At 69.3% G+C, this 22,069-nt stretch carries 18 protein-coding genes; 9 read left to right on the top strand and 9 right to left on the bottom strand.

The window, feature by feature from the left end:
• The 5 genes from ACO073_RS17460 to ACO073_RS17440 all read left to right on the top strand — a co-directional run bounded on the left by ACO073_RS17460 (position 1) and on the right by ACO073_RS17440 (position 6,358).
• Complete coding sequence (locus ACO073_RS17460; RefSeq protein ID WP_421998952.1) at positions 1-2,514, top strand: cation:proton antiporter; 2,514 nt, start codon at positions 1-3, stop codon at positions 2,512-2,514.
• A gap of 122 nt (positions 2,515-2,636) precedes the next feature.
• Positions 2,637-2,954: an Asp-tRNA(Asn)/Glu-tRNA(Gln) amidotransferase subunit GatC gene (gene gatC / locus ACO073_RS17455; protein ID WP_421998951.1), complete on the top strand. Its 318-nt coding sequence runs from the start codon at positions 2,637-2,639 to the stop codon at positions 2,952-2,954.
• A gap of 3 nt (positions 2,955-2,957) precedes the next feature.
• Positions 2,958-4,430 (top strand): Asp-tRNA(Asn)/Glu-tRNA(Gln) amidotransferase subunit GatA, encoded by a 1,473-nt coding sequence (gene gatA / locus ACO073_RS17450; protein ID WP_421998950.1) that lies wholly within the window; start codon positions 2,958-2,960, stop codon positions 4,428-4,430.
• 9 nt (positions 4,431-4,439) lie between these two features.
• Positions 4,440-4,598: a hypothetical protein gene (locus ACO073_RS17445; protein ID WP_421998949.1), complete on the top strand. Its 159-nt coding sequence runs from the start codon at positions 4,440-4,442 to the stop codon at positions 4,596-4,598.
• A gap of 38 nt (positions 4,599-4,636) precedes the next feature.
• A complete protein-coding gene (locus ACO073_RS17440) occupies positions 4,637-6,358 on the top strand; it encodes an N-acyl-D-amino-acid deacylase family protein (RefSeq protein ID WP_421998948.1) in 1,722 nt (573 codons plus the stop codon).
• 73 nt (positions 6,359-6,431) lie between these two features.
• On the opposite strand, the gene ACO073_RS17435 is transcribed toward ACO073_RS17440, so the two are convergent.
• Positions 6,432-7,415, bottom strand: a complete 984-nt coding sequence (locus ACO073_RS17435) for a Bug family tripartite tricarboxylate transporter substrate binding protein (protein ID WP_421998947.1) — start codon at positions 7,413-7,415, stop codon at positions 6,432-6,434.
• 139 nt (positions 7,416-7,554) lie between these two features.
• Between ACO073_RS17435 and gatB the strand changes: the two genes are divergently transcribed.
• Entirely contained in the window at positions 7,555-9,003 is a 1,449-nt protein-coding gene (gene gatB / locus ACO073_RS17430; protein ID WP_421998946.1) for an Asp-tRNA(Asn)/Glu-tRNA(Gln) amidotransferase subunit GatB, read from the top strand.
• Here gatB and ACO073_RS17425 read toward each other — a convergent pair.
• Both ACO073_RS17425 and ACO073_RS17420 read right to left on the bottom strand, forming a co-directional pair.
• Complete coding sequence (locus tag ACO073_RS17425; RefSeq protein WP_421998945.1) at positions 8,969-10,888, bottom strand: glycoside hydrolase family 15 protein; 1,920 nt, start codon at positions 10,886-10,888, stop codon at positions 8,969-8,971. The two genes, gatB and ACO073_RS17425, sit on opposite strands and share 35 nt — an antisense overlap.
• A gap of 118 nt (positions 10,889-11,006) precedes the next feature.
• A complete protein-coding gene (locus ACO073_RS17420) occupies positions 11,007-12,206 on the bottom strand; it encodes a hypothetical protein (RefSeq protein ID WP_421998944.1) in 1,200 nt (399 codons plus the stop codon).
• A 47-nt stretch (positions 12,207-12,253) separates the two neighbouring features.
• On the opposite strand from ACO073_RS17420, the gene ACO073_RS17415 reads away from it, so the two are divergent.
• Positions 12,254-13,021 carry an N-acyl homoserine lactonase family protein gene (locus tag ACO073_RS17415; RefSeq protein WP_421998943.1) on the top strand — a complete coding sequence of 256 codons (768 nt, stop codon included), beginning with the start codon at positions 12,254-12,256 and terminating at the stop codon, positions 13,019-13,021.
• A 23-nt stretch (positions 13,022-13,044) separates the two neighbouring features.
• On the opposite strand, the gene ACO073_RS17410 is transcribed toward ACO073_RS17415, so the two are convergent.
• The gene (locus tag ACO073_RS17410; protein ID WP_422002166.1) at positions 13,045-14,124 is read right to left on the bottom strand and encodes an acyl-CoA dehydrogenase family protein; all 1,080 of its coding nucleotides are present in this window, start codon (positions 14,122-14,124) and stop codon (positions 13,045-13,047) included.
• A gap of 113 nt (positions 14,125-14,237) precedes the next feature.
• Between ACO073_RS17410 and ACO073_RS17405 the strand changes: the two genes are divergently transcribed.
• Positions 14,238-15,290: an AraC family transcriptional regulator gene (locus ACO073_RS17405; RefSeq protein WP_421998942.1), complete on the top strand. Its 1,053-nt coding sequence runs from the start codon at positions 14,238-14,240 to the stop codon at positions 15,288-15,290.
• Between the two features lie 164 nt (positions 15,291-15,454).
• On the opposite strand, the gene ACO073_RS17400 is transcribed toward ACO073_RS17405, so the two are convergent.
• Both ACO073_RS17400 and ACO073_RS17395 read right to left on the bottom strand, forming a co-directional pair.
• Positions 15,455-16,207 carry a hypothetical protein gene (locus ACO073_RS17400; RefSeq protein ID WP_421998941.1) on the bottom strand — a complete coding sequence of 251 codons (753 nt, stop codon included), beginning with the start codon at positions 16,205-16,207 and terminating at the stop codon, positions 15,455-15,457.
• A 103-nt stretch (positions 16,208-16,310) separates the two neighbouring features.
• Positions 16,311-17,333, bottom strand: a complete 1,023-nt coding sequence (locus tag ACO073_RS17395) for a CobW family GTP-binding protein (RefSeq protein ID WP_421998940.1) — start codon at positions 17,331-17,333, stop codon at positions 16,311-16,313.
• A 162-nt stretch (positions 17,334-17,495) separates the two neighbouring features.
• Between ACO073_RS17395 and ACO073_RS17390 the strand changes: the two genes are divergently transcribed.
• Positions 17,496-18,572: a cyclase family protein gene (locus tag ACO073_RS17390; RefSeq protein WP_421998939.1), complete on the top strand. Its 1,077-nt coding sequence runs from the start codon at positions 17,496-17,498 to the stop codon at positions 18,570-18,572.
• A 114-nt stretch (positions 18,573-18,686) separates the two neighbouring features.
• Here the strand turns inward: ACO073_RS17390 and ACO073_RS17385 are convergent, their stop codons facing one another.
• The 3 genes from ACO073_RS17385 to ACO073_RS17375 are packed head-to-tail and all read right to left on the bottom strand — an operon-like array spanning position 18,687 to position 21,979.
• Positions 18,687-19,472, bottom strand: coding sequence for an ABC transporter permease (locus tag ACO073_RS17385; RefSeq protein ID WP_421998938.1), 786 nt, complete (start codon positions 19,470-19,472; stop codon positions 18,687-18,689).
• A complete protein-coding gene (locus ACO073_RS17380) occupies positions 19,462-20,436 on the bottom strand; it encodes an ABC transporter permease (RefSeq protein ID WP_421998937.1) in 975 nt (324 codons plus the stop codon). Before ACO073_RS17380 ends, ACO073_RS17385 begins: the two co-directional genes overlap by 11 nt.
• Before the next feature lie 7 nt (positions 20,437-20,443).
• Entirely contained in the window at positions 20,444-21,979 is a 1,536-nt protein-coding gene (locus ACO073_RS17375; protein ID WP_421998936.1) for an ABC transporter substrate-binding protein, read from the bottom strand.
• Positions 21,980-22,069: the final 90 nt, after the last annotated feature.

The raw sequence follows: 22,069 nt of genomic DNA, 5'->3' as shown, positions 1-22,069 counted from the left end.
GTGACCGAAACATTCTATGCCTTGCTGGCCATCGCCATGGTGCTGCTGGTGGTCAGCCTGCTGGTCCCGGTGGCCGAGCGCTTCCGCCTGCCACATACGGTGTTGCTGGCCATCGCCGGCATGACGCTGGGCTTCGTCGGCTCGTGGGTGGTGACGAGCGGCGTTCAGTTCGGCGCGCTCGGCGACGCCTTCGTCGGCCTCGACAATCTCGAGGTCGGCGCCGACATGTTCCTGCCGCTTTTCCTGCCGCCGCTGCTCTTCACCGCCGGCCTCACCATCGAGGTTCGGCGCCTGATGGACGAGATCTCGGCCGTCCTGCTGATGGCGATCGTCGCGGTCGTCGTCTGCATCGCCTTCGTGGGCGGCGTGGTGCACGTGGCGACCGGAGTCGACCTCGTCGTCTGCCTGCTGCTGGGCGCCATCGTGTCGACCACGGATCCGGCTGCCGTCATCGGCATCTTCCGCGACGTCGGGGCACCGAAGCGCCTGTCGATCCTGGCGGAAGGCGAATCGCTCCTCAACGACGCGGTCGCCATCGCCGCCTTCGGCCTGTTCATGGGCATGCTCGTCAGCCGCACGATGCCGGGCGGGGAGGGCGCCGAATCGGCGGGCCATGCCGTGCAGGAGTTCCTGCGCGAGTTCCTGGGCGGCCTGCTGCTGGGCTTCATCCTCGCCCGGGCCGCCATGTTCATGCTGCCGAGGCTGGGTGAATCCGACGCGGCTATCGCTTCCGTGACGGTCGCGCTCACCTATCTCTCGTTCGTGCTGGCCGACCGCTACATCCACGTCTCCGGCGTCGTCTCGGTGGTGATGGCGGCGCTCACCGTCGCCGCCTACGGGCCGACCCATCTCCATCCCCATCAATGGACCTCGCTGCGTCGCCTGTGGGCGCAGCTCGAGTTCTGGGCCAACTGCCTGATCTTCGTGCTGGCCTCGATGCTGGCGGCCAACGTGCTGCTGAAGATCACCTGGCTCTATGCGTTCGCGGTGGTGGCCGTGGCCGTGGGCGCCTTCTCGGCGCGCGCCCTGGTCGTGTTCGGCATGCTGCCGCTCCTGGAAAAGGGCAAGCTCGTCCAGCCGGTCGACCAGCGATACAAGGTCATCCTCGTCTGGGGCGGCCTCCGCGGCGCGGTCACGATCGTGCTGGCCATGGTGGCGTCGGGCAACGAAAGGCTGCCGGATTCCACCCGCGACTTCATCGCCCTGGCGGCGACGCTGTTCGTCCTGTTCACCCTGTTCGTCAACGCCACGACACTGGGCCTGGTGATGCACCTGCTGGGCCTCGACAAGCTGTCGCGCCTGGAGCTCGCGCTGCGCGACCGCGTGCTGGCGCTGTCGCGGGCCAACGTGCAGACCCATCTGCAGGAGGTCATGCGCCGGCGCACCGTGGCCAACGACGAGCTGACGGTCGATCCGGCCTCGGCGGGATCCGCCGACATCGAGGCGCCGCCGGCGGAGCTGGCGCTCAGTCTCGAGGAGCGGGTGAGGGTCGGCATGATGACCCTGGGGACGCGTGAGCGCGAACTCTACCTCGAGCAGTTCGAGCAACAGATCCTGTCGCGCCGCATGGTGGCCGTGCTGATGGCCGATGCCGACCGTCTGATCGACCGCGTGCGCGACAAGGGCATGACCGGATACGGAGAATGGCTGCGCGACATCTCGCGGCCCAATCCGCTCCTGCGCGTCGCCCTCTGGCTTCACCGGCGTCTCGGGATCGAGGGCCCGCTGACTCAGCGGCTGGCGGACCGCTTCGAGATCCTGATGGTGATCCAGAGCGTGCTGACCGAGCTCGCGGCCTTCAACCAGCGCTCGATCGCCGATCTGCTGGGCGCCGATGCCGAAGCCGTCCTCGCGGAGGTGATCGAGAAGCGGGAAGACGTCGTCGACAGCGCGCTGCGGGCGCTGTCGCTGCAGTATCCCGGCTATGCCGAATCGATCCGGGCCCGCCAGTACGAGCGCGCGTCCATCCGCTTCGAATCGATGGAATACACGCGACGGCTTCGCGAGGGGATCATCAGCCGCGAGGTCTTCGACGATCTGCGCCGGCGGCTGGCCCATCGGCGCAGCGCCATCAGCAAGCGGCCGCCGCTCGACCTCGGGCTCGAATTGGCCAAGATGATCGAGCAGGTGCCGATCTTCGTGTCGCTCGACCGCGAGGCCGTCATCGGCGTCGGCAAGCGGCTGAGGGCGGTGGTCGCGGTTCCGGGCGAGAAGTTCATCCGCCGCGGCGGCCCGTCGGATTCCATGTACTTCATCGCCGCCGGCGAAGTCACGGTACGCGGTCCGGCCTTCGAGGTCGGCCTGAAGGAAGGGGACTTCGTCGGCGAGATGGGCCTGGTGAGCGACCGGCCGCGCAGCGCCGACGTGATCTCCAACGGCTACTGCCACCTGCTGAAGCTGTCGCGCAACGACTTCCGCGCGCTGCTCAACGATCGCCCCGCCGTGCGGGCCGAGATCGAGGCGGTCGCCGCCCGGCGCAATGCCGAGAACGAGGGCAAGGCCGCGGCCTCCTGACGGGCGTGGTCCGGCCGCCGCCGGCGGGTTTCGACGGCTTCGGTCGGGCGGGCGGCGCTCGGGATGACAGGGGGGCGCAAAACGGCTACCAACCGCGCCATTCAAGCGTTCGGAGCAGAGGAATGTCGCTCGACAAGGACACCGTGGCGCGGATCGCGCGCCTCGCCCGTCTGAAAGTCCCGGAGGAGGAGCTTGCGCCGCTGGCCGGCGAGCTGTCGGGGATTCTCGCCTGGATCGAGCAACTGAGCGAAGTCGATACCAACGACGTCGAGCCGCTCTCGTCGGTGTCCGACGTCACGCTGCCGATGCGCGAGGACAAGGTCACCGACGGCGGGATCGCGGCGAAGGTGCTGGCCAACGCGCCGGGCGGCGCGGTCTACGTCGACCCGTCCGACCACGATGCCGGCGGGTTCTTCACCGTGCCCAAGGTGGTGGAGTAGGCCATGGCTGCGCTGACGGACCTGACGCTCGCCGGCCTCAAGGCGACGATGGACAAGAAGGAAGCGAGCGCCGCCGAGGTCGCGGAGGCGCATCTCGGCAAGCTCGAGGAGCATCGCGCCCTCAACGCCTTCATCACCGAGACGCCGGATCGCGCGCGCGACATGGCGAAAGCCTCCGACGCGCGGCGCGCCCGGGGCGAGGCAGGTCTGCTGGACGGCATCCCGCTCGCCATCAAGGACCTGTTCTGCACCGAGGGCGTGCAGACGACGGCGGCCTCGCACATCCTCGAGGGCTTCGTGCCGCCGTACGAGAGCACGGTGACCGCCAACCTCTGGAAGGCCGGCGCGGTCATGGTCGGCAAGACCAACCTCGACGAGTTCGCCATGGGCTCGTCGAACATGACGAGCTACTTCGGCGGCGTCGAGAACCCGTGGAAGCGCAGGGGCGACAACCGCAAGCTGGTTCCCGGCGGCTCCTCGGGCGGCTCTGCGGCGGCGGTCGCCGCCTACATGGTGCCGGGCAGCACCGGCACCGACACCGGCGGCTCGATCCGCCAGCCGGCGGCGTTCTGCGGCGTCGTCGGCCTGAAGCCGACCTACGGCCGCTGCTCGCGCTGGGGCGTGGTGGCCTTCGCGAGCTCGCTCGATCAGCCGGGCCCGTTCGCCCGCACGGTCGAGGACAGCGCGCTGCTGCTGCAGGCGATGGCCGGCCACGATCCGAAGGATTCGACCTCGGCGCCGCTGGCCGTGCCCGACTTCGCCGCGGCCGCCCGCAATCCCGACATCAAGGGACTCAGGGTCGGCATCCCGAAGGAGTATCGCGTCGACGGGACCATGCCCGAGATCGTGGCCCTGTGGGACAAGGGCGTGGAGATGCTGAAGGCGGCCGGCGCGACGCCGGTCGAGGTGTCGCTGCCGCACACCAAGTATGCCCTGCCGGCCTACTACATCGTGGCCCCCGCCGAATGCTCGTCCAACCTGGCGCGCTACGACGGCGTGCGCTTCGGGCTCAGGGTTCCGGGCAAGGACCTGATCGAGATGTACCAGAACACGCGCGGCGCCGGCTTCGGCAAGGAAGTGCGCCGGCGCATCATGATCGGCACCTACGTGCTGTCGGCCGGCTACTACGACGCTTATTACAGGAAGGCCCAGCAGATCCGCGCCCTGATCGCCCGCGACTTCAGGCAGGCGTTCGAGAAATGCGACGTGCTGCTGACGCCGACCGCGCCGACGGCGGCCTTCGCGGCCGGCGAGAAGATGGACGATCCGGTGACCATGTACCTCAACGACATGTTCACCATCCCGGCCTCGATGGCAGGCCTGCCCGGCATCTCGGTGCCGGCCGGCGTCGACCGGGACGGGCTGCCGCTCGGCCTGCAGCTGATCGGCCGCGCCTTCGACGAGGAGACGATGCTGAAGGCAGCGGCGGCGCTGGAGAAGGCGGCGGCGTTCAGCGGGCGTGCCGCGGGTTACTAGCCGGCGCGCATGGCTGTCACCCCGAGCGAAGCGAGGGGCTTTGCCAACGGCAAAGGCTCTGCTTCGACCGGAGCGGCGGAGTTCGGCCTCACCTCGCTGATGGACGCGGTTGGCCATTGGTTCGGCTGGCGAGTGCAGCCCATCTGGCTGGCGTTCTCCCGCCGCTGACGATCCGCTAGTCTCCCGCCCATACGGGAGGAGCGAACATGGCGAAGGACTTCGATCTGGTCGTTCGAGGCGGCACGGTAGCCGATGGTACCGGTGCCTCTCTCCACGAAGCCGATATTGCCGTGAAGGACGGCAGGATCGCCGCTGTCGGGAAGGTCTCCGGCGGCGCGGCCGAGGAGATCGACGCGAAGGGGCTGCTGGTCACGCCGGGCTTCGTCGACATCCACACCCACTATGACGGACAGGCGACCTGGGACTCGCGCCTGCAGCCCTCGAGCTGGCATGGCGTCACGACCGCGGTGATGGGCAATTGCGGCGTCGGATTCGCGCCGGTGAAGGTCGAGGATCGCCAGCGCCTGATCGAGCTGATGGAAGGCGTCGAGGACATTCCGGGCGCCGCCCTGGACGAGGGGCTGGACTGGTCCTGGGAATCGTTCGGCCAGTATCTCGACGCGCTGGACGCGCGGCCGCGCGACATGGACATCGGCGCCCAGCTCCCGCATGGCGCGTTGCGCGTGTTCGTGATGGGCGAGCGCGCCGCCAGGCTGGAAGAGGCGACGCCGGAAGAGATCGCGCAGATGCGCACGCTGGCTGCCGAAGCGATGCGCGCGGGGGCGCTCGGCTTCTCGACCTCGCGCACGCTGAACCATCGCACCGTGAAGGGCGATCCCACGCCCTCGCTGCGCGCGTCCGAGGCCGAGCTCCTGGGCATCGCGCTCGGCATGAAGGACGCCGGCCGGGGCGTCATCGAGTTCATTTCCGATTTCAACACGCCCAATCCCGAGAGCGAGTTCGAGATGCTCGATCGCCTGCTCACGGCATCGGGCCGGCCGTTCTCGGTGTCGCTGGCGCAGGCCCATTCCCGGCCCGAGGGCTGGCGCCGCCTGCTCGGCCTGGTCGAGAAGCTCGCGGTCAAGGGGCACGCCGCCAAGGCGCAGGTGGCGCCGCGGCCGATCGGCGTGCTGCAGGGCCTGCAGGCGAGCCGGACCCCGTTCTCGATGTGCCGCTCGTACAAGGAGATCCAGCACAGGAGCGTGGCCGAGCGGCTGGCGATCATGCGGGATTCCGCGTTCCGGGCGCAGATCCTGAAGGAAGCGCACGAGCCGTTGCGGTCCGACATGGCGGCGCGTCTCACCGACTACGATCGCATGTTCCCGCTGGGCGACCCTCCCGACTACGAGCCGGCGCAGGAGAGCTCGCTGGGCGCCCGCGCCCGCCGCGAGGGGCGCGATCCGCGCGAGGTCATCTACGACTACCTGATCGAGAACGAGGGGAAGAACTTCATCTTCTCGCCGTTCGCCAACTTCGCCGCCTACAACCTCGATTGCTGCAGCGAGATGATGCAGAGCCCGCATACGCTGATCGGCCTGGGCGATGGCGGGGCCCATGTCGGCCTGATCTCGGACGGTTCCTATCCGACCTATCTGCTGGCGCACTGGGGACGCGACCGCGCTGCCGGCCGGCTCGACCTGTCCTGGCTGGTCAAGCGCCATACGTCCGACAATGCCCGTGCCGTCGGCCTGCACGACCGCGGCATCGTGGCGCCGGGCTGCAAGGCCGATCTCAACGTCATCGACTTCGACAGGCTCCGGGTCGAGGCGCCGGTGATGGCCTGGGACCTGCCGGCGGGCGGCAAGCGCCTGCTGCAGCGGGCGCGCGGCTATCGCGCCACGATCGTGTCCGGTGCCGTGACCTACCGCGACGGCGAGGCGACCGGCGCCCTGCCGGGCCGGCTGGTGCGGGGCCCGCAGGCGGCCTGATCGTCTTGGGCAGAGAAAGGGCCGCGCACCGGGCAGGCGCGCGGCCCCTTTGGATTGCCGGCAAGGAGCGGCGTCAGTCGCCCTTGATGTCGTTGTCCTTGATGACCTTGAACCAGCGCTCCTGCTCGGCCTTCTGGTAGGCCGCGAAGTCTTCGGGCGAGGTCGTCAGGATCTCCATGTTGAACTGCTCGATGAACTTCTTGGTGACGTCGGGCGAATGCACGGCCTTCGAGATCTCGGCGTGCATCCGGTCGACGATCGGCCGCGGCGTGCCGGTCGGCGCGTAGACGCCCCACCACGAATAGGACGGGAAGGCCTTGATGCCCTGCTCGGCCAGCGTCGGCGTGTCCGGCAGGGCCGGAGTCCGCTTCTCGCCCGTCACCGCGAGCGGCCGCATCTTGTTGACGCGGATGTGCGGGCTGAGCGAGGTCAGGCTGCCGATGCCGATATCGGTGATGCCGCCCAGCAGATCCTGGTTCAGCGGCCCGCCGCCCTTGTAGGGGATCAGGTTGATGTCGACGTCGTTCTCCTTCTTGATCAGCGTCATCAGCACCAGCGCCTGGCTGGCGCCGAGCACGCCCATGCTGACCTTGCCCGGTCGCTTCTTGGCGTCGGCCACGGCGTCGGCGAAGGTCTTGTAGGGCCGGTCGGGATGAGCCGCGATCACCTGCGGCGTGCGGCCGATCTGCATGACGTTGAAGAGGTCGGAATCCTTGTACGGCAGGTTGGCCGCGAAGGCCGGGTTCAGGATGTGGCTGTCGAAGGTCAGCATCCAGGTCTGGCCGTCGGGCGGCGACTTGGCCGCGATCGCCGAGCCGACCGCGCCGGTTCCCCCGGGCTTGTTGTCGATGATGATGTTCCAGCCCGTGGTCTCGATCATCTTGGCCTGGATGATGCGCGCCACGGGGTCGGTGGACCCGCCGGGCGGAAAGGGAACGATGATCTTGACGGGCCCCTTGGGCCAGTCGCCCGCGGATTGGGCCGAGACGATGGACGGCGCGGCCAGAGCCGCGACCGCGCTGCCGGCCAGGACCGCGCGGCGACGCAAATGACGCATTTTACCTCCCAGTGACTGTTTGACGGCGGCGGAGCCTAAGGCCGGCCCGGCGGCGCGCAAGCCCTTAGTTCGGCCATTTTCGCCATTCCGCTGGGCCCGGCATTTTGCCAATGCGGCGCCGACCGGTTATCTAGCGGCCATGTCGCTCATCAAAGGTGAAACCGGCGAATGGGAGATCGTGCTGGGGCTGGAAGTCCATGCCCAGGTGATCTCCGACGCCAAGCTCTTCTCGGGCGCCCCGACCGCGTTCGGCGCCGATCCCAACACCCAGGTCTCCCTGGTCGACGCTGGCATGCCCGGCATGCTGCCGGTCATCAACGCGCATTGCGTCGAGCAGGCGGTCCGCACCGGGCTCGGCCTCAATGCCAGGATCAACCTGCGCTCGGTGTTCGACCGCAAGAACTACTTCTTTCCCGACCTGCCGGCGGGCTACCAGATCTCGCAGTACAAGGACCCGATCGTGGGCGAGGGCACGATCGAGATCGACCTGCCCGACGGCGAGTCGCGCAAGGTCGGCATCGAGCGCGTGCATCTCGAGCAGGACGCGGGCAAGAGCCTGCACGACCAGCATCCCAGCCAGACCTATGTCGACCTCAACCGGTCGGGCGTGGCGCTGATGGAGATCGTCAGCAAGCCCGACATGCGCTCGGCCGACGAGGCGGCGGCCTATCTCGCCAAGCTGCGCTCGATCGTGCGCTATCTCGGCACCTGCGACGGCAACATGGACGAAGGCTCGATGCGTTGCGACGTCAACGTCTCGGTCCGCCGGCCGGGCGAGGCGCTGGGCACGCGCTGCGAGATCAAGAACGTGAACTCGATCCGGTTCGTCAAGCAGGCGATCGAGTACGAGGCGCGGCGCCAGGTCGAGATCATCGAAGGCGGCGGCAAGGTCGAGCAGGAGACCCGCCGGTTCGACGCGGGCCGCGGCGACACGCGCTCCATGCGCTCCAAGGAGGATGCGCACGACTACCGCTACTTCCCCGATCCGGACCTGCTGCCGCTCGTGATCACCCAGGAGTATGTCGACGGGATCCGCGGCACGCTGCCCGAGCTGCCCGATGCACGGAAGAACCGCTACATCAAGGAGTTCGGCCTGTCGCTCTACGACGCCGGCGTGCTGATCGGCGAGAAGGAGACGGCCGAATACTTCGAGACCGTCGCCAAGGGGCGCGACGCCAAGCAGGCCGCCAACTGGGTGACCGGTGATCTCTTCGGCATGCTGAAGCGCCGGGGCGTGGCCATCACCGAATCGCCGGTGACGGCCGCCAATCTCGGCAAGCTGCTCGACCTCATCGCCGACGGCACGATCTCGGGCCGCATCGCCAAGGACCTGTTCCTCGCCATGGAGGAGACGGGCAAGGATCCGGCCGTGCTGGTCGAGGAGCGGGGGCTGAAGCAGGTCACCGACACCGGCCCGATCGAGGCCGCCATCAAGGCGGTGATCGACGCCAATCCCGGCCAGGTCGCGGCCTACAGGGCCAAGCCGACCCTGTTCGGCTGGTTCGTCGGCCAAGTCATGAAGTCGACCGGCGGCAAGGCCAATCCCAAGGTCGTCAACGAGCTCCTGCGGAAGGCCCTGGACTCCTGACGTTCGCGGCGTCCGGGTGGGCGCGTTCCTCGGCGCCGTGACCCGGCCGGCGCGGCGCCCTTGGCTTGCCCGGCGCATGGACTTCTGACCCGTTGACGCGGGCTCGCTGTTCCGTCGGATGCGTGGCGCGGGTCAGGTTGAAGGCGGTGTTGATCAGGCCGACATGCGAGAAGGCCTGGGGGAAGTTGCCGAGCTGGCGGCCGTTCTCGTGATCGTATTCCTCGGCCAGCAGTCCGAGGTCGTTGCGGATGGCCAGCAGGTGATCGAACAGGCGTACCGCATCGTCGTGGCGCCCGATCGACTGGTAGGCGTCGGCCAGCCAGAAGCTGCAGGCGAGGAAGGCGCCCTCGCCGTGGCTCAACCCGTCGTCGGATTGCACGGTGTCGTAGCGGCGGACGAAACCGTCGACCATCAGGTCCTTCTCGATCGCCTCGACGGTGCCGACGAAGCGCGGGTCGGTGGCCTCGACGAAGCCGACCTCGGACAGAAGCAGCAGGCTGGCATCGAGCGTCGTCTCGCCGTAGGCCGAGACGAACGTGTTGCGCGCCGGGTCGAAGCCGTGCTCCCAGACCTGGTCGCGGATCCGCTCGCGCAGCGCGCGCCAGTCCTCGATCGGTCCCGGCAGGCCGTGCCGTTCGACCGCCTTGATGGCGCGGTCGAACGCCACCCAGGCCATGACCTTGGAATAGGTATAGTGGCGCAGCGGGCCGCGCGATTCCCACAGGCCTGAATCGGGATTCTGCCAGATGTTGGCCACGTGCTTCAGCAGTTCGAGCTGCAGGTCCCAGCCGCTTTCCGTGGTCGCCAGGGAGCCCTTGCGGGCCTGCTCGAACGTGTCCATCAGCTCGCCATAGACGTCGAGCTGGAACTGCCGGTAGGCGGCGTTGCCGATGCGCACCGGCCTGGAATCGAGATAGCCGGGCAGCCAGCCCGCCTCCCATTCGACGAGGCGGCGCTCGCCCATCAGTCCGTACATGATCTGCATGTCGGCGGGATCGCCGGCGACGGCGCGCTGCAGCCAGTCGCGCCACGCCGACGCCTCGTCGTAGACGCCGGCATTCATCAGCGCCAGCAGGGTGAGGGTGGAATCGCGGATCCAGCAGAACCGGTAGTCCCAGTTGCGCTCGCCGCCGACCCGTTCGGGCAGGGACGTCGTCGGCGCCGCGACGATGCCGCCGCTCGGGGCGTAGGTCAGCGCCTTCAGCGTGATCAGCGAGCGCCGGATCGCCTCGGAATGCGCGCCCTCGGTCTTCGTCTCGCCGGTCCAGTCGCACCAGAACCTGACGCATTCCTCGAGCGCGTCCTCGCCGTCGACCGGCGGCGGCAGGGGCAGGTGCGAGGGCCCGTAGCTCATCACGAAGGGAACGCAGTGGCCGGCCTCGACCTTGAACATGGCGAAGGTCTGCAGGTTCTCGCCCCACAGGTTCGCAGGCGTGCGCAGCACGACCATGTCAGGACCGGCGATGGCGCGCAGCGTGCCGTCCTCGAGGCGGGTCACCCACGGCACCGTGGCGCCGTAGCCGAAGCGCAGCACCAGCTCCATGCACATCGCCACCTCGCCCTCGTCACAACGCACCAGCCGGACGAGATCCGACGTGCTGCCGCGCGACTGCATGAAGTCGATCAGGGTGACGCGGCCGCTCGCCGTGGTGAACGTCGTCTCGAGCACCAGCGTATCCTCGCGGTAGCAGCGGGAGACCTCGGCCGGTTCCTCGGAGGGAGCGATCAGCCAGCGGCCGTTCGACGGTTGACCGAGCAGGGCGGCGAAGCAGGCTTCGGAATCGAAACGCGGCCAGCACAGCCAGTCGATGGAACCGTCGCGTCCGACCAGCGCCGCCGTCTGGCAATCGCCGATCAGTCCGTAGCTTTCGATGGGCGCTTTCATGTCGAGCGTCTCTGCGGTCTCGTTGCGAAGGAGAGAGGGGCGTGCCTGGCGGCGCCGGTTCGATCAGGTACGTCGCAAGTCAACGGCCGGACCAGCGACCGGGTTGCGGTGAACCCGCTCAGGGCGCGGCATAGCGCACCAGGCGGGCAGAAAGTCCGTCGCCCGACCACACGACCGCCGCGACCTGGCCGTCGGCGGTGCGCACGATGTCGCTCGCGCTGACGGCCGGGCTGCGCCACAGCTGCTTGCCCTCGGTACTGGCGTGGACGACGAAGCAGAGCGGCCCGGCGGCCGCGCAGGCGATCGCCGTGATGCCGCGACCGTCGGCGATCATGCGCCGCGTCTGGTCGTAGGGCCACGGCACGCGGCCGAGTTCCCGGCCCTGGTCTCCGAGGCGCACCAGCGCCGGATTGCCCGCGGTCTGGAATGCGCTGACGGCCGATACCCAGTAGCCGGGCAGGCGCGCGAAGGACGTGCCGAGGGTCGGGAAGGAGGCGCGGCCGAGCGGTGCGCCGCCGGGGCCGAAGCGGGCGACGTACCAGCGGCTCTGACTCATGACCTGCGTCACTTCCTGGATGATGGCCGACACGCTGCCGTCGGGCAGCAGCGCGAGGCCGTAGACGTCCTCGGGGTAAGCGGGACCCGGTCCGGCTTGCCAGTCGAGGCGGCCCTTCGCGTCGTACTTGCCGATCCACCAGTTGAACGGGTTGGGCCCGAAGCCGCCCGCCACCAGCAGACCCTCGTCGGCAGTCGGCAGGTAGAACTTGGTGAGGAAGTAGCCGCCGGCCACCTCGGTCGGCGGCGATACCGTCGTGACGCTCTCGACCGCGCCGCCGCCGTCCAGGCGAAAGATCGAGGTCACCGCGCGCTCGTTCTGCGGCAGCGCCGTTCCCTGGTTCGAGCTCGACAGAAACACCGCGGCGCGACCGGACGGATAGGCGACGATGCCGAGCGATTCGGCGTTGAAGCCGTTGGGGCCGACGCCCGCCTGGACCGGCAGCGTCGTGCGGTACTTCTGCCTGCCGTCGGGCCCGTAGGCCAGGACCTCGATGCGCGCGCTGCGCGCCGGCAGGATGCCGTAGGGCGAGGGCTGGAAGCTCGAGGTGAGCACATAGAGCGAGCCGTCGGGTCCGGCGGCGAGGCGGCCGGGCGGGCCGAAGCCCGACAGGCGATGGGCCGGCGGCGGCGGCAGGGCGACGTCGAGCGTGACGCGCGGCGCAGGTGCCGCCGGCTCGATCGACAGCGCGCCGGTGGCGGTTTGCGCCGCGGCCGGAACCGCGAGCGCGGCGAGAAGGACGAGGCCGATCGCAAGACGCATGGCGGGAATCATATGTGCTAGGCTCGGACGGTGGAAGCGAGGAAGCGATGGCTGCGAAGCTCTACGCGATGACCTGCGGCCGGCTGGTCGGACGCCTGAAGGACATGATCGAGGGCGAGGACGGGTCGGTGACCCTGCCGATCCCGTCGTTCCTCATCGAGCATGCGAAGGGACGCGTGCTGTACGACACCGGCATGCATCCGCAATGCCGCACCGATGCCGCCGGCCGCATGGGCGAGCGCGTCGCGCGCATCTTCGGCTTCGAGAACTACGGCCCATCCGACGACGTGAAGTCGAGGCTCGAAGCGATCGACCGCGATCCCGGCAGGGTCGACTACATCGTGAACTCGCACCTGCACTTCGATCATGCCGGCGGCAACGAGCTGGTGCCCAACGCCACGATGGTCGTGCAGCGGCGCGAATGGCAGGCCGCGCAGGATCCCGAGACCGCGGCCAAGGTCGGCTTCTTCCGCGCCGACTTCGACCACGGCCATCCGGTGAAGCAGCTCGACGGCGAGCACGACCTGTTCGGCGACGGCAGCGTCGTCTGCCTGCCGACCTACGGACACACGCCGGGACACCAATCGCTCAAGGTGCGCACCGAAAGCGGCGAGATCGTGCTGACCGGCGACGCCTGCTACTTCTGCCGCACGCTGCGCGAGCGGCGCCTGCCGCGGTTCGTGTACGACCGCGAGGCGATGCTCGCTTCGCTCGACCGTCTGGAGAGGCTGGAGAAGGGCGGGGCGCGGCTCGTCTTCGGCCACGACCCCGACTTCTGGAAGGACGTGCCCCAGGCACCGGTGCCGGCCTTCTAGCCGGCGCCGGCGCCGGGTCGGGGTCAGCCGTCGATCGGCAGGCCGAGCGCCAGCCGGCCGGCCAGGCGCTGCTGCGGTCCGGCCTGCAGGGGATGGAAGCGGGCGCCCTGGATGTCGCGGAACAGCTTCTCGAGGCCGAGGCTGCCGAAGTAGCCGCCACCGCCGGCCGCCACCATCGCGAGCTCGACGGTGCCGAGCGCGCTCCGCGCCACCAGCGCGCGATACTGGAACACCCGGTTCGTCGTGTCGGGGCCGGGCTGCGCCAGCTCCATCTGCTCCACCATCGTGTCGTGCGCCATCCGCGCCGCCATGAGCTCGGTGTCGAGCCGGCCGACGGCCTCGATCGTGTCCGGGTCGGGCCGCCTGGCGGCGGCGGCCACCGCGATGTCGCGCGCCGCCTCGGCGACGCCGGTGTAGACGGCGTAGATCAGCGGGAAGGCGATCATCGAGATGAGATGGAACGAGGGATGCCAGACGCCGGCCGGCCGGCGCGCGGCGATGGCGGCCTCGGGCACGAACACGTTCTCGAGCCTGACGCTGTGCGAGGCCGTGCCGCGCATGCCGAGCGTGTCCCAGGTCTCGACGATCGAGAGGCCGGGTGCCGTCATCGGGATGCCGAACTGAAGCGCCGTCGGCCCCTCGGCGGTCTGCTCGACGGCCCCGGTCATGAAGAGATCGGCGGAGGGCGCGCCGCTGGCGAAGACCTTGGTGGCGCTGACGCGGTAGCCGCCCTCGGCCTTCTCGGCCGTGCCGGAGCCCGGGAGCCAGTCCGAGCCGCCGGAGGACAGGAGCTGAAGGCGCTCGCCGGCCACCCGCTTCAGCAAGCCGTCGGTCGGCGCCTTCTGGTGCCGCCAGCGCCAGGCCGCCGCCGCGACCGTGTGGGTGTGCATGGCCAGGACCAGCGCGGTGGCGCCGCAATGGCGGGCGAGCTCGCGCAGCATCGCGGCCAGCTCGATGCGGCTGAGGCCGCCGCCGCCCAGCTCCGCCGGGACGGCGAGGCCGAGGAAGCCGTGGTCGCGCAGCAGCGCGATGTTGGCGCCGACATAGCGGTTCTCGGCATCGCAGGCGCGGCCTTCCCGGGCGATCTGCGGGGCCAATTTCACAAGATCGGCCGACCAATCGGGGGCGGCGGACCGGGGCAGGGGCTGAACGGACATCGAGGTCCTCCTTCACAAGTTGGCGGGAGGCTGTATCGTTCGATAGACACGGATGGACAATGACCGGAACACCGCCGTCCTTTGCCGATAGGCCGCCTCCGGGCGACGTGCTGGCCGACATGCTGCGGGCGGTGCGGCTGACCGGGGCCATCTTCCTCAAGGCGAGCTTCACCGAGCCCTTCGGGATCCTGTCTCCCCAGCGCTACGATTCCTCGATCCCGATGGCGCACCTGCGCCACGTCAGCATCTTCCACTATGTCGCGACGGGCGGCTGCACGATCGAGATCGCGGGCGGGGTCCGCCGCGAGCTGCAGGCCGGCGACCTGGTCCTGCTGCCCTTCGCCGCCGAGCACAAGCTGTGGCGTGGCGAGGCCGAGCTGGTCCCGGCCTCGAGCATCGTCAACCGGGACAGCCGCGAGGGCGTGTGGTCGTTCACCCACGGCGGCGGCGGCACCGAGACGCGCTTCGTCTGCGGCTTCATCGAATCGGCGGAGATGATGTTCGCGCCGATGTTCCACTCGTTGCCCGAGATGCTGGTCGACCGCGCCGACGACGAGGCGGTGGGGTCGGGCATCGCCGCCACCATCGATTCGCTGGTCGCCAAGGTCGACACGCTGACGCCCGGCGCCGAGGTGATCCTCGGCCGCATGATGGAGCTCCTGTTCATCGAGTTGCTGCGCCGCTACGCCGGGAGACTGCCCGAGGGCAGCCGGGGCCTGCTGGCGGCGCTCAACGATCCGCTGGTCGGGCGGGCTCTGCAGCTCCTGCAGGCCGATCCGGCGCGACGCTGGACGACCGACGACCTGGCGCGCGAGGCGGGAGCGTCACGCACGGTCCTGGGCGAGCGCTTCAACGCCGTGCTGGGGAAGCCGCCGATCGATTACCTGACGAGCTGGCGCATCCAGCTCGCCGCCGACCGGCTGCGCAACGGGCGCGATGCGATCGCCCGCATCGCCATCGACAGCGGCTACGAATCGGAAGCCGCCTTCAACCGCGCCTTCAAGCGCGTGACGGGGCTCACGCCCGGCCGCTGGCGCGAGGGCGGCGGCGACAGCCCGTCGCTGATGCCCCTGCAGTTCGGCCGCTCGCCGTTTTCCGGCGCCGAGAGCTGATCAACGGTCGATAGAGCGGTCCGCGCGGGCGGGCACCGCCACTATAACTCAAGTCATTCATCCGGACAACCGTGGGCACACCGCCTTGTCCGCACGACCGAGTTTTTTCGCACCGTAGAGACCCGAGAATTCCGCCGATTCGGGTGACGGCACTGCCGTCACCGTCACGTCTGCGGCAGGAACTCGATCATCACCCCGGCACCCTGTTCGGCGGCGACCAGCACGCGGTCGCCCTCGGCAAGGCCGAACGGCACGTTGTTGGCGCGCAGCAGGGCCTGCAGCGGCCGGGCGCGCTCGACGGCGACGGTGATGCCGACGATCGCCGGCAGCTCATCGGGCGCCATCACCTCGATCGCCTTGTATTCGAGCTGCCAGGCCAGCGTCGACCAGACCAGCAGCTCGACCGCGCCGGTGCGGACCAGCAGGCAGCCGTCGAAGATCTCCTCGACGGTCGCACCCCAGGCGGCCTTCAGCGCGTCGGCCGTCTCCTTCGGCTCGGCGGCCACGACATGGACCGCCGTCAGGCCCAGCGCGCCGTTGGGATGGACGATCCATTCCGGCTCCATGAAGGCCTCGGCCGTCTCGTGCTTCACGGGCCGCCAGGGCACGGGACCTTCCAGGGCGCCGGTCACGACGCTGGCCTCGATCGTGAAGCCCTCGTCGGTTTCCCACGCATGGCTGGTCGGCTCGCCGTCGAGCTCGGCCACGTTGACGGCGAGGGCGGGCGGCGCCGGTTCGTCCCCCAGCAGCTCGACATAGGTGGGGATGTCGTCGCGATCGGGCTGGAAGCAGACGCAGCGCGGCTCGACGCCCTCCGGCGTCAGCGTGAAGCCGAGCTGGGCCAGTCGGCCGGCGACGGCTTCCGGATCGCTCGGGGTCAGGGTGAGATGGTCGATGTCGCGGGCGGAGATCTTCATGCCCGGTCATACAGGGACCGGCGCCCCGCGCTCAAGGCCCGCTCATGGGATGCCAGAAGCATCCGTCGGCGCGGCGACGACCTCGGCAGGATGGCTCGTCCCGTCAGCCCTGCATCTCGCGCCAGCTCGCCTCGACCGAGTCGCGGTCGAGGTCGCGGGTGATGAAGACGAGGCGGGAGCGGCGGTCGTCGTCGGGCCAGCGCGCCAGCAGGGTCGGCGGATGGAAGGTGCGGTGGACGCCGTGGATGACCAGCGGCTGGCTCTCGCCGGCGACGTTCAGGATGCCCTTCACGCGCAGCAGCCGGTCGCCCCACGACGCCCGCACCGCCATCAGCCACCGATTGAACCCATCCCAGTCGAGCGGCTCGTCGAAGGTGAGGCAGAACGAACCGATATGGGCGTCGTGTCGCGAGCGGTCGGTAGGGCGATCGCCGTGCCCGCCGCCCTCGTGATGGCCATGGCCACGATGGTGATCATGCGCTTCGGCGTTCAGCCAGTCCCGCACCCGCTCGCTCTTGCCGGCCGGATCGAACGGTCCTGAATCGAAAAGGAGGGCCGGGTCGATGTCGCCCTGCACGATCTCGTAGAGCAGCGCCCCGGGATTGAGGCGGCCCAGCCGTGCCTGCAGGCGGGCGCTGGTATCGATGTCGGCGAGGTCGGTCTTGCTCACCAGCAGGCGATCGGCCACGGCGGCCTGCTTCACCGCTTCCTCGTGCTCGTCGAGCTGGCGGGCGCCGTTCAGCGCATCGACCGTGGCCACCACGCCGTCCAGGCGATAGTCGTGGCTGATCATCGGGTGGTTCAGCAGCAGCTGAAGGATGGGCGCCGGGTCGGCGAGGCCCGTCGTCTCGAGCAGTACGCGGTCGAAGGGCGGGGTCTGGTCCTTCTGCCGTCGTCGCGCGATGGCGCGCAGCGTCCTGTCGAGGTCGCCCTGGATGGTGCAGCAGACGCATCCCGACTGAAGCAGGATCATGTCGCCGCTGACGGATTCGACGAACAGGTGATCCAGTCCGACCTCGCCGAACTCGTTGACCAGCACCAGGCTGCGCGCCATGCGCGGGTCGCCCAGCACCCGGTTGAGAAGCGTGGTCTTGCCGCTGCCGAGGAAGCCCGTGATCAAGCTCACAGGTATGCGCGCAGAGGACTTGTCCTGATCGAACAGGTTCATTGCAATGTCGATGTCAGAGTTGTGACCGGTACAACGTAACGTTGCTGGCGACCTTGACGACCCGAGGGGACGACAGGAGGCTGGCCGGGTCAACAACAAACAAGCAAGGAGGGAGCGTCCATGGACTCGCGTTACCTTGACGAGAAGCAGGAGCTCAAGTCATCGCAGGTCGATGAGGAGCGTCGCACTTTCCTCACGGCCGGCCTGGTCGGCGGCGCCGTAGCGGCGGGAGCGCTGGCGGCGGGCGTTGCCCACGCGCAGCAGGTCGCGCAGGCGCCGGCCCTGTCGGACAAGCCCTGGTGGCCCCATCCCAAGTGGGGCAAGGACGACCAGGCCGGCGCGTCGAACTACATGACCCCGGCCAAGGTCCTCGACGCAGTGAAGCTGATCAAGGACGGCAAGGTCTACCGGCTGGGCAGGGTCTACGAGACGGCCATGCCGAAGTTCGGCGAGCGCGCCTTCACCCTGCGCATTCCCGGCACGCCGACCGGCGGCCCCTTCGGCGCCAACAAGCTCATCTATCACGACGAGTACCTGGCCACCGAAATCGGCCAGACCGGCACCCAGTTCGACGGCCTCGCGCACATCGGCATCCAGATGGGCAAGGACGGCGACATGAACGAGATGCGGTACTACAACGGCATCACCGAGCTCGAGATGGCCAGCGCCTACGGCATGAAGAAGCTCGGCATGGAGCACTGCAAGCCGTTCTTCACCCGCGGCCACCTGTTCGACGTCGAGGCGGTCAAGGGCGCCCCGATGGAGGCGGGCCAGGAGATCACCGTCGCCGACCTGCGCTCGGCCCTCCAGAAGCAGAACATGCAGGAGGCCGACATCAAGGAAGGCGATGCGGTGTTCTTCAACACCGGCTGGGGCAAGCTCTGGATGAAGAACAACGACAAGTTCAACAGTGGCGAGCCCGGCATCGGCCTCGAAGTCGCGAAATGGTGCATCGACAAGGGGATTGCCGTGACGGGCGGCGACCAGTGGGCGACCGAGGTCGTTCCCAACCCGAACAAGGACCTCGCCTTCGCGGTGCACGGCGAACTGATCTGCAAGAACGGGATCTACAACCACGAGAACCTCGATTTCACGGGGCTGATCGCGGACCGCAAGTATCAGTTCGCCTATATCTTCGGGCCCGCTCCGATCAAGGGCGCCACGGGGTCGAACGGCACGCCGCTCGCCGTGACCTGAATCCGGGGAGCCCGGTTGCAACCGGCCGGGCTCCTCTCGCTTCCCCGGCATCGACATGACCGGCCGCGCCAAGGAGCCACGGCGGCTCGACGCCGCTCGTGCGCTTCCCGACGGTCATCGGAGGTCGGCCAGCAGGGCGACACCGCCGGTCACCATGACCAGCAACAGGCCGGGGAAAAGCCACAGCCACCAGGCATCGCGCAGGTAGGGACCGGCGTGCGCCATGAGATGGCCCCAGCCCGGGACGCTGGTGTCGGCGAGGCCGACGAAGGACAGCGTAGCCTCGGCCAGGACGGCGCCGCTGAAGAGCACGCCCGAGAGGGCGAGGACGACCGGGAGGATCGCGGGCAGCACATGGTCCACGGCGATTTGCCGTCGCGAGAGACCGAGCGCGCGTGCGGCGAGGAGATGGGGTTGGCCGCGCAGGCCGAGGGCGGCGGCACGCGCCACCCTTCCCACGATGGGCCAGGCGCCGAACCCGAGTGCCGCCGCCGTCAGGAGCGTTCCGCTGCCCACGAGCCCCGCCATGACGATGGCGAGCAGGAGCGGGGGCACCGTGACAGTGAGCTCGGCGGCGCGCATCACGATGTCGTCCGCCAGGCGGCCCGCGAAGGCGGCAGAGAGGCCGAGAACCGTCCCGATCGCGAGCGCGATGGCCGTCGCCAGCCCGCCGATGACGAACGACACCTCGGCTCCCTGGGCCAGCAGGAAGAGCATGTCCTGTCCGAGATCGTCGGTGCCCATCGGATGTCCGAGGCTCGGCGGCGCCAGCATGGGGCCGACGGAACCCTTGCCAAGCAACGGGGCCGCCAGCGCGAGCAGCAGCGGCGGCGCCAGCAGGCCGAGCCCCAGCCGCCGGGTACGCCGCCCGCCAGCGAGGGCCTGGTCGTCAGGCCGCATGGGGGTCGGCCCGGTGGATCGCCATGCGCGGGTCGATCCGGTTCATGACGAGGTCGGTCACCAGGTTGCCGAGCATGGCGACGGCACATACCGACAGGGCGATGCCGAGTACCAGCGGATGATCTCGATTCACGGCGGCCGACACGATCAGGCGGCCCAGGCCCGGAAGGGCGAAGACCGTCTCGATGGCGACGGCGCCGACGAACATGGAACCGATGCGCCCGCCCAGCACGGCGAGCACCGGTTGCAGAGCATTGACCAGCGCGTGCCGGCGCCGGGCCTGCGCGAAGTCGAGCCCCTTGGCCTGGGCCGTCGTCATGTAGGGGCGACCGACCTCGCGCCCGAGGGCCGCTCGCAGGATCAGGGCCGTCATGGCGAGCTGATGGAGGGTGAGCGCGGTCACGGGAAGGACGAGGTGGCGCACCCGGTCGACGAGCGCGGGCGTCGATGCTCTCGGATCATCGAGCCCCTGCACCGGCAGCCATCCCAGGGTGAGCGCGAAAAGCAGCACCAGGCCCTGCGCCACCCAGAAGGTCGGCAGCAGGTGCCCGAGCAGCACCAGGAGAGGACCGAGGAAGCGCCGTCGATGTCCGGGAGGCGGCGTCGACCAGAGGCCTATCGCGGCGCCCAGCAGCACCGACAGGAGGGCGGCCGGCAGAACCAGGGCCAGGGTCGCGGGCAGGCGCTCCACGATGATCGTCGTCACCGGCGCCTTGTAGAGATACGAGCGCCCCAGGTCGCCGCTGGACGCCGCCCGGAGCCAGACGAGGTAGCGCTCGTCCAGCGGCCGGTCGAGACCGTAGCGGGCCTCGATCTCCTGGCGCAACTCGGCGGTCGCGTACTCGCCGCTCAAGGCCGTCACGGGCCCGCCCGGCGCCAGGTGGATCAGCACGAAGGCCAGGGATCCCACGATCAGCAGCCCGAGCGGCACCTGCAGGAGGCGCCGCAGAACGTAGCGGGTCATGCCGCTCCTAGGGTCGCTTCGCCCGCTCGGCGAATTGCCCGCTCCACGGGGCAAAGCCGGCGAGACCGGATGCCCACGCCGCCGTGAAGTCGGTCTCGACCAGCCAGAGGTAGGGCAGGTCGCGCACGACGATGCGCTGTATGGCGCGATAGGCCTCGGCGCGGCGCTCGCGATCGGCCGTGCCGCCGGCCGCGGCGAACAGCGCGTCGACCTCCTTGTCGCGATAGGCAGCGGCGTTCGAGAACGGGATGTTGCCGATGTTGCTCGACACGTACATGCGCCGCACGCCGATCTCGGGGTCGGCGCCGTTGCAGTAGGAGACGAGGGTGAGGTCGAAGTTGCGCTGCTTGAACACGGCATCGACCATCGCCGCCGGATCGAGCAGACGGGGCCGCACGCGGATGCCGACGGCGCCCAGCTGGTCGCGCAGCAGGTCGGCGTAGCGGCCGAAGGTCGCGAACTGCACCAGCTCGACCGTCAGTCGCACGCCCTCGGCGTCGGGCCGGAGGCCGGCACCGTCGAGCAGCGCCTTGGCGCGGCCGGGGTCGTAGAGCGATGCCGGGAACAGACCGGCGGCATGCGCCCAGGCAATGCCGCTCGAGATCGGCGCATCGGCGACGCGGCCATGGTCGAGCAGGATGCGCTCGACGAACGGGCGCCGGTCGATCGCCGCGGCGAAGGCTTCGCGGACCTCGCGGACTTGCAGGGCCGGCCGGTCGAGGTTGAAGCCCAGTGTCATGATGCAGTTGCCGCCGCCCGGCCCGAACTTCACGTCCGTGAGCGTGGCCTTTCCCGAGCGCTGCAGGCGGGCGATCTCCGATGGCGCGACGCGGCCCACGAAGTCGACCTCGCCCGCCGCCAGGGCCTGCGCCTGGGTGGCGGTGTCGGGGATCACGCGGAAGACGAGGCGATCGATGTGCGGCAGGCCGGGCTTGAAGTAGGCCGTGTTGCGCGCGAGGACGACGCGATCGTCCTTGGCGTAGCTCTCGAAGCGGAACGGACCGGAGCCCACCGGCCGGAGGTTCGCGGCATTCCGCTCGATCTCGCCGGTGCCATAGACGTGGCGCGGCAGGATCGGCGCCTCGGTCACGTCGAGCTGCTGCAGCAGGGCCGGGTAGGGCCGCTTGAGGCGAAATTCGACGGTCGCCGGGTCGATCACGTCGATCCCTTCGAGGACCGGGCCGAGGCTGGCGCGCGTGCGGGCGTGATGCCGGACGAGGACTTCTTCGAACGTGAACTTGACGTCGTCGGCGGTGACCGGCCGGCCGTCATGCCACTTCGCGTCCTTGCTGAGCTCGAAGCGCGCCCTCTGCCCGTCTTCCGACAGGGACCATCGAACCGCGAGGTCGGGCCGCGGATCGCCCTTCTCGTCGAGCGCGAGCAGCCCGTTGAACAGGGAATCCGCCACGGCGTGCGTCGGCGAGCCGGTCGTGATGGCGGGATTGAGGTGACCGGGATCGGCCGACACGGCGGAAACCACGGTGAGCGGCTGTTGCGCCGTAGCGATGGGCGCGGAAAGCGCAAGCAGCAGCGGGAACAACATGAGCGGAAAGCGATGCATGGACGAGCCCCAGGAACGGTCGGGGATTCTAGGGGGCGGGGAAGGGCGATGAAAGCAATGTGTAGGATGATT

This window comes from Reyranella sp. (genome assembly GCF_965229815.1).
GTDB lineage: Bacteria > Pseudomonadota > Alphaproteobacteria > Reyranellales > Reyranellaceae > Reyranella.
The sequence above is the reverse complement of the archived record's forward strand: the minus strand, read 5'-3'. Positions and strand labels throughout refer to the sequence as shown.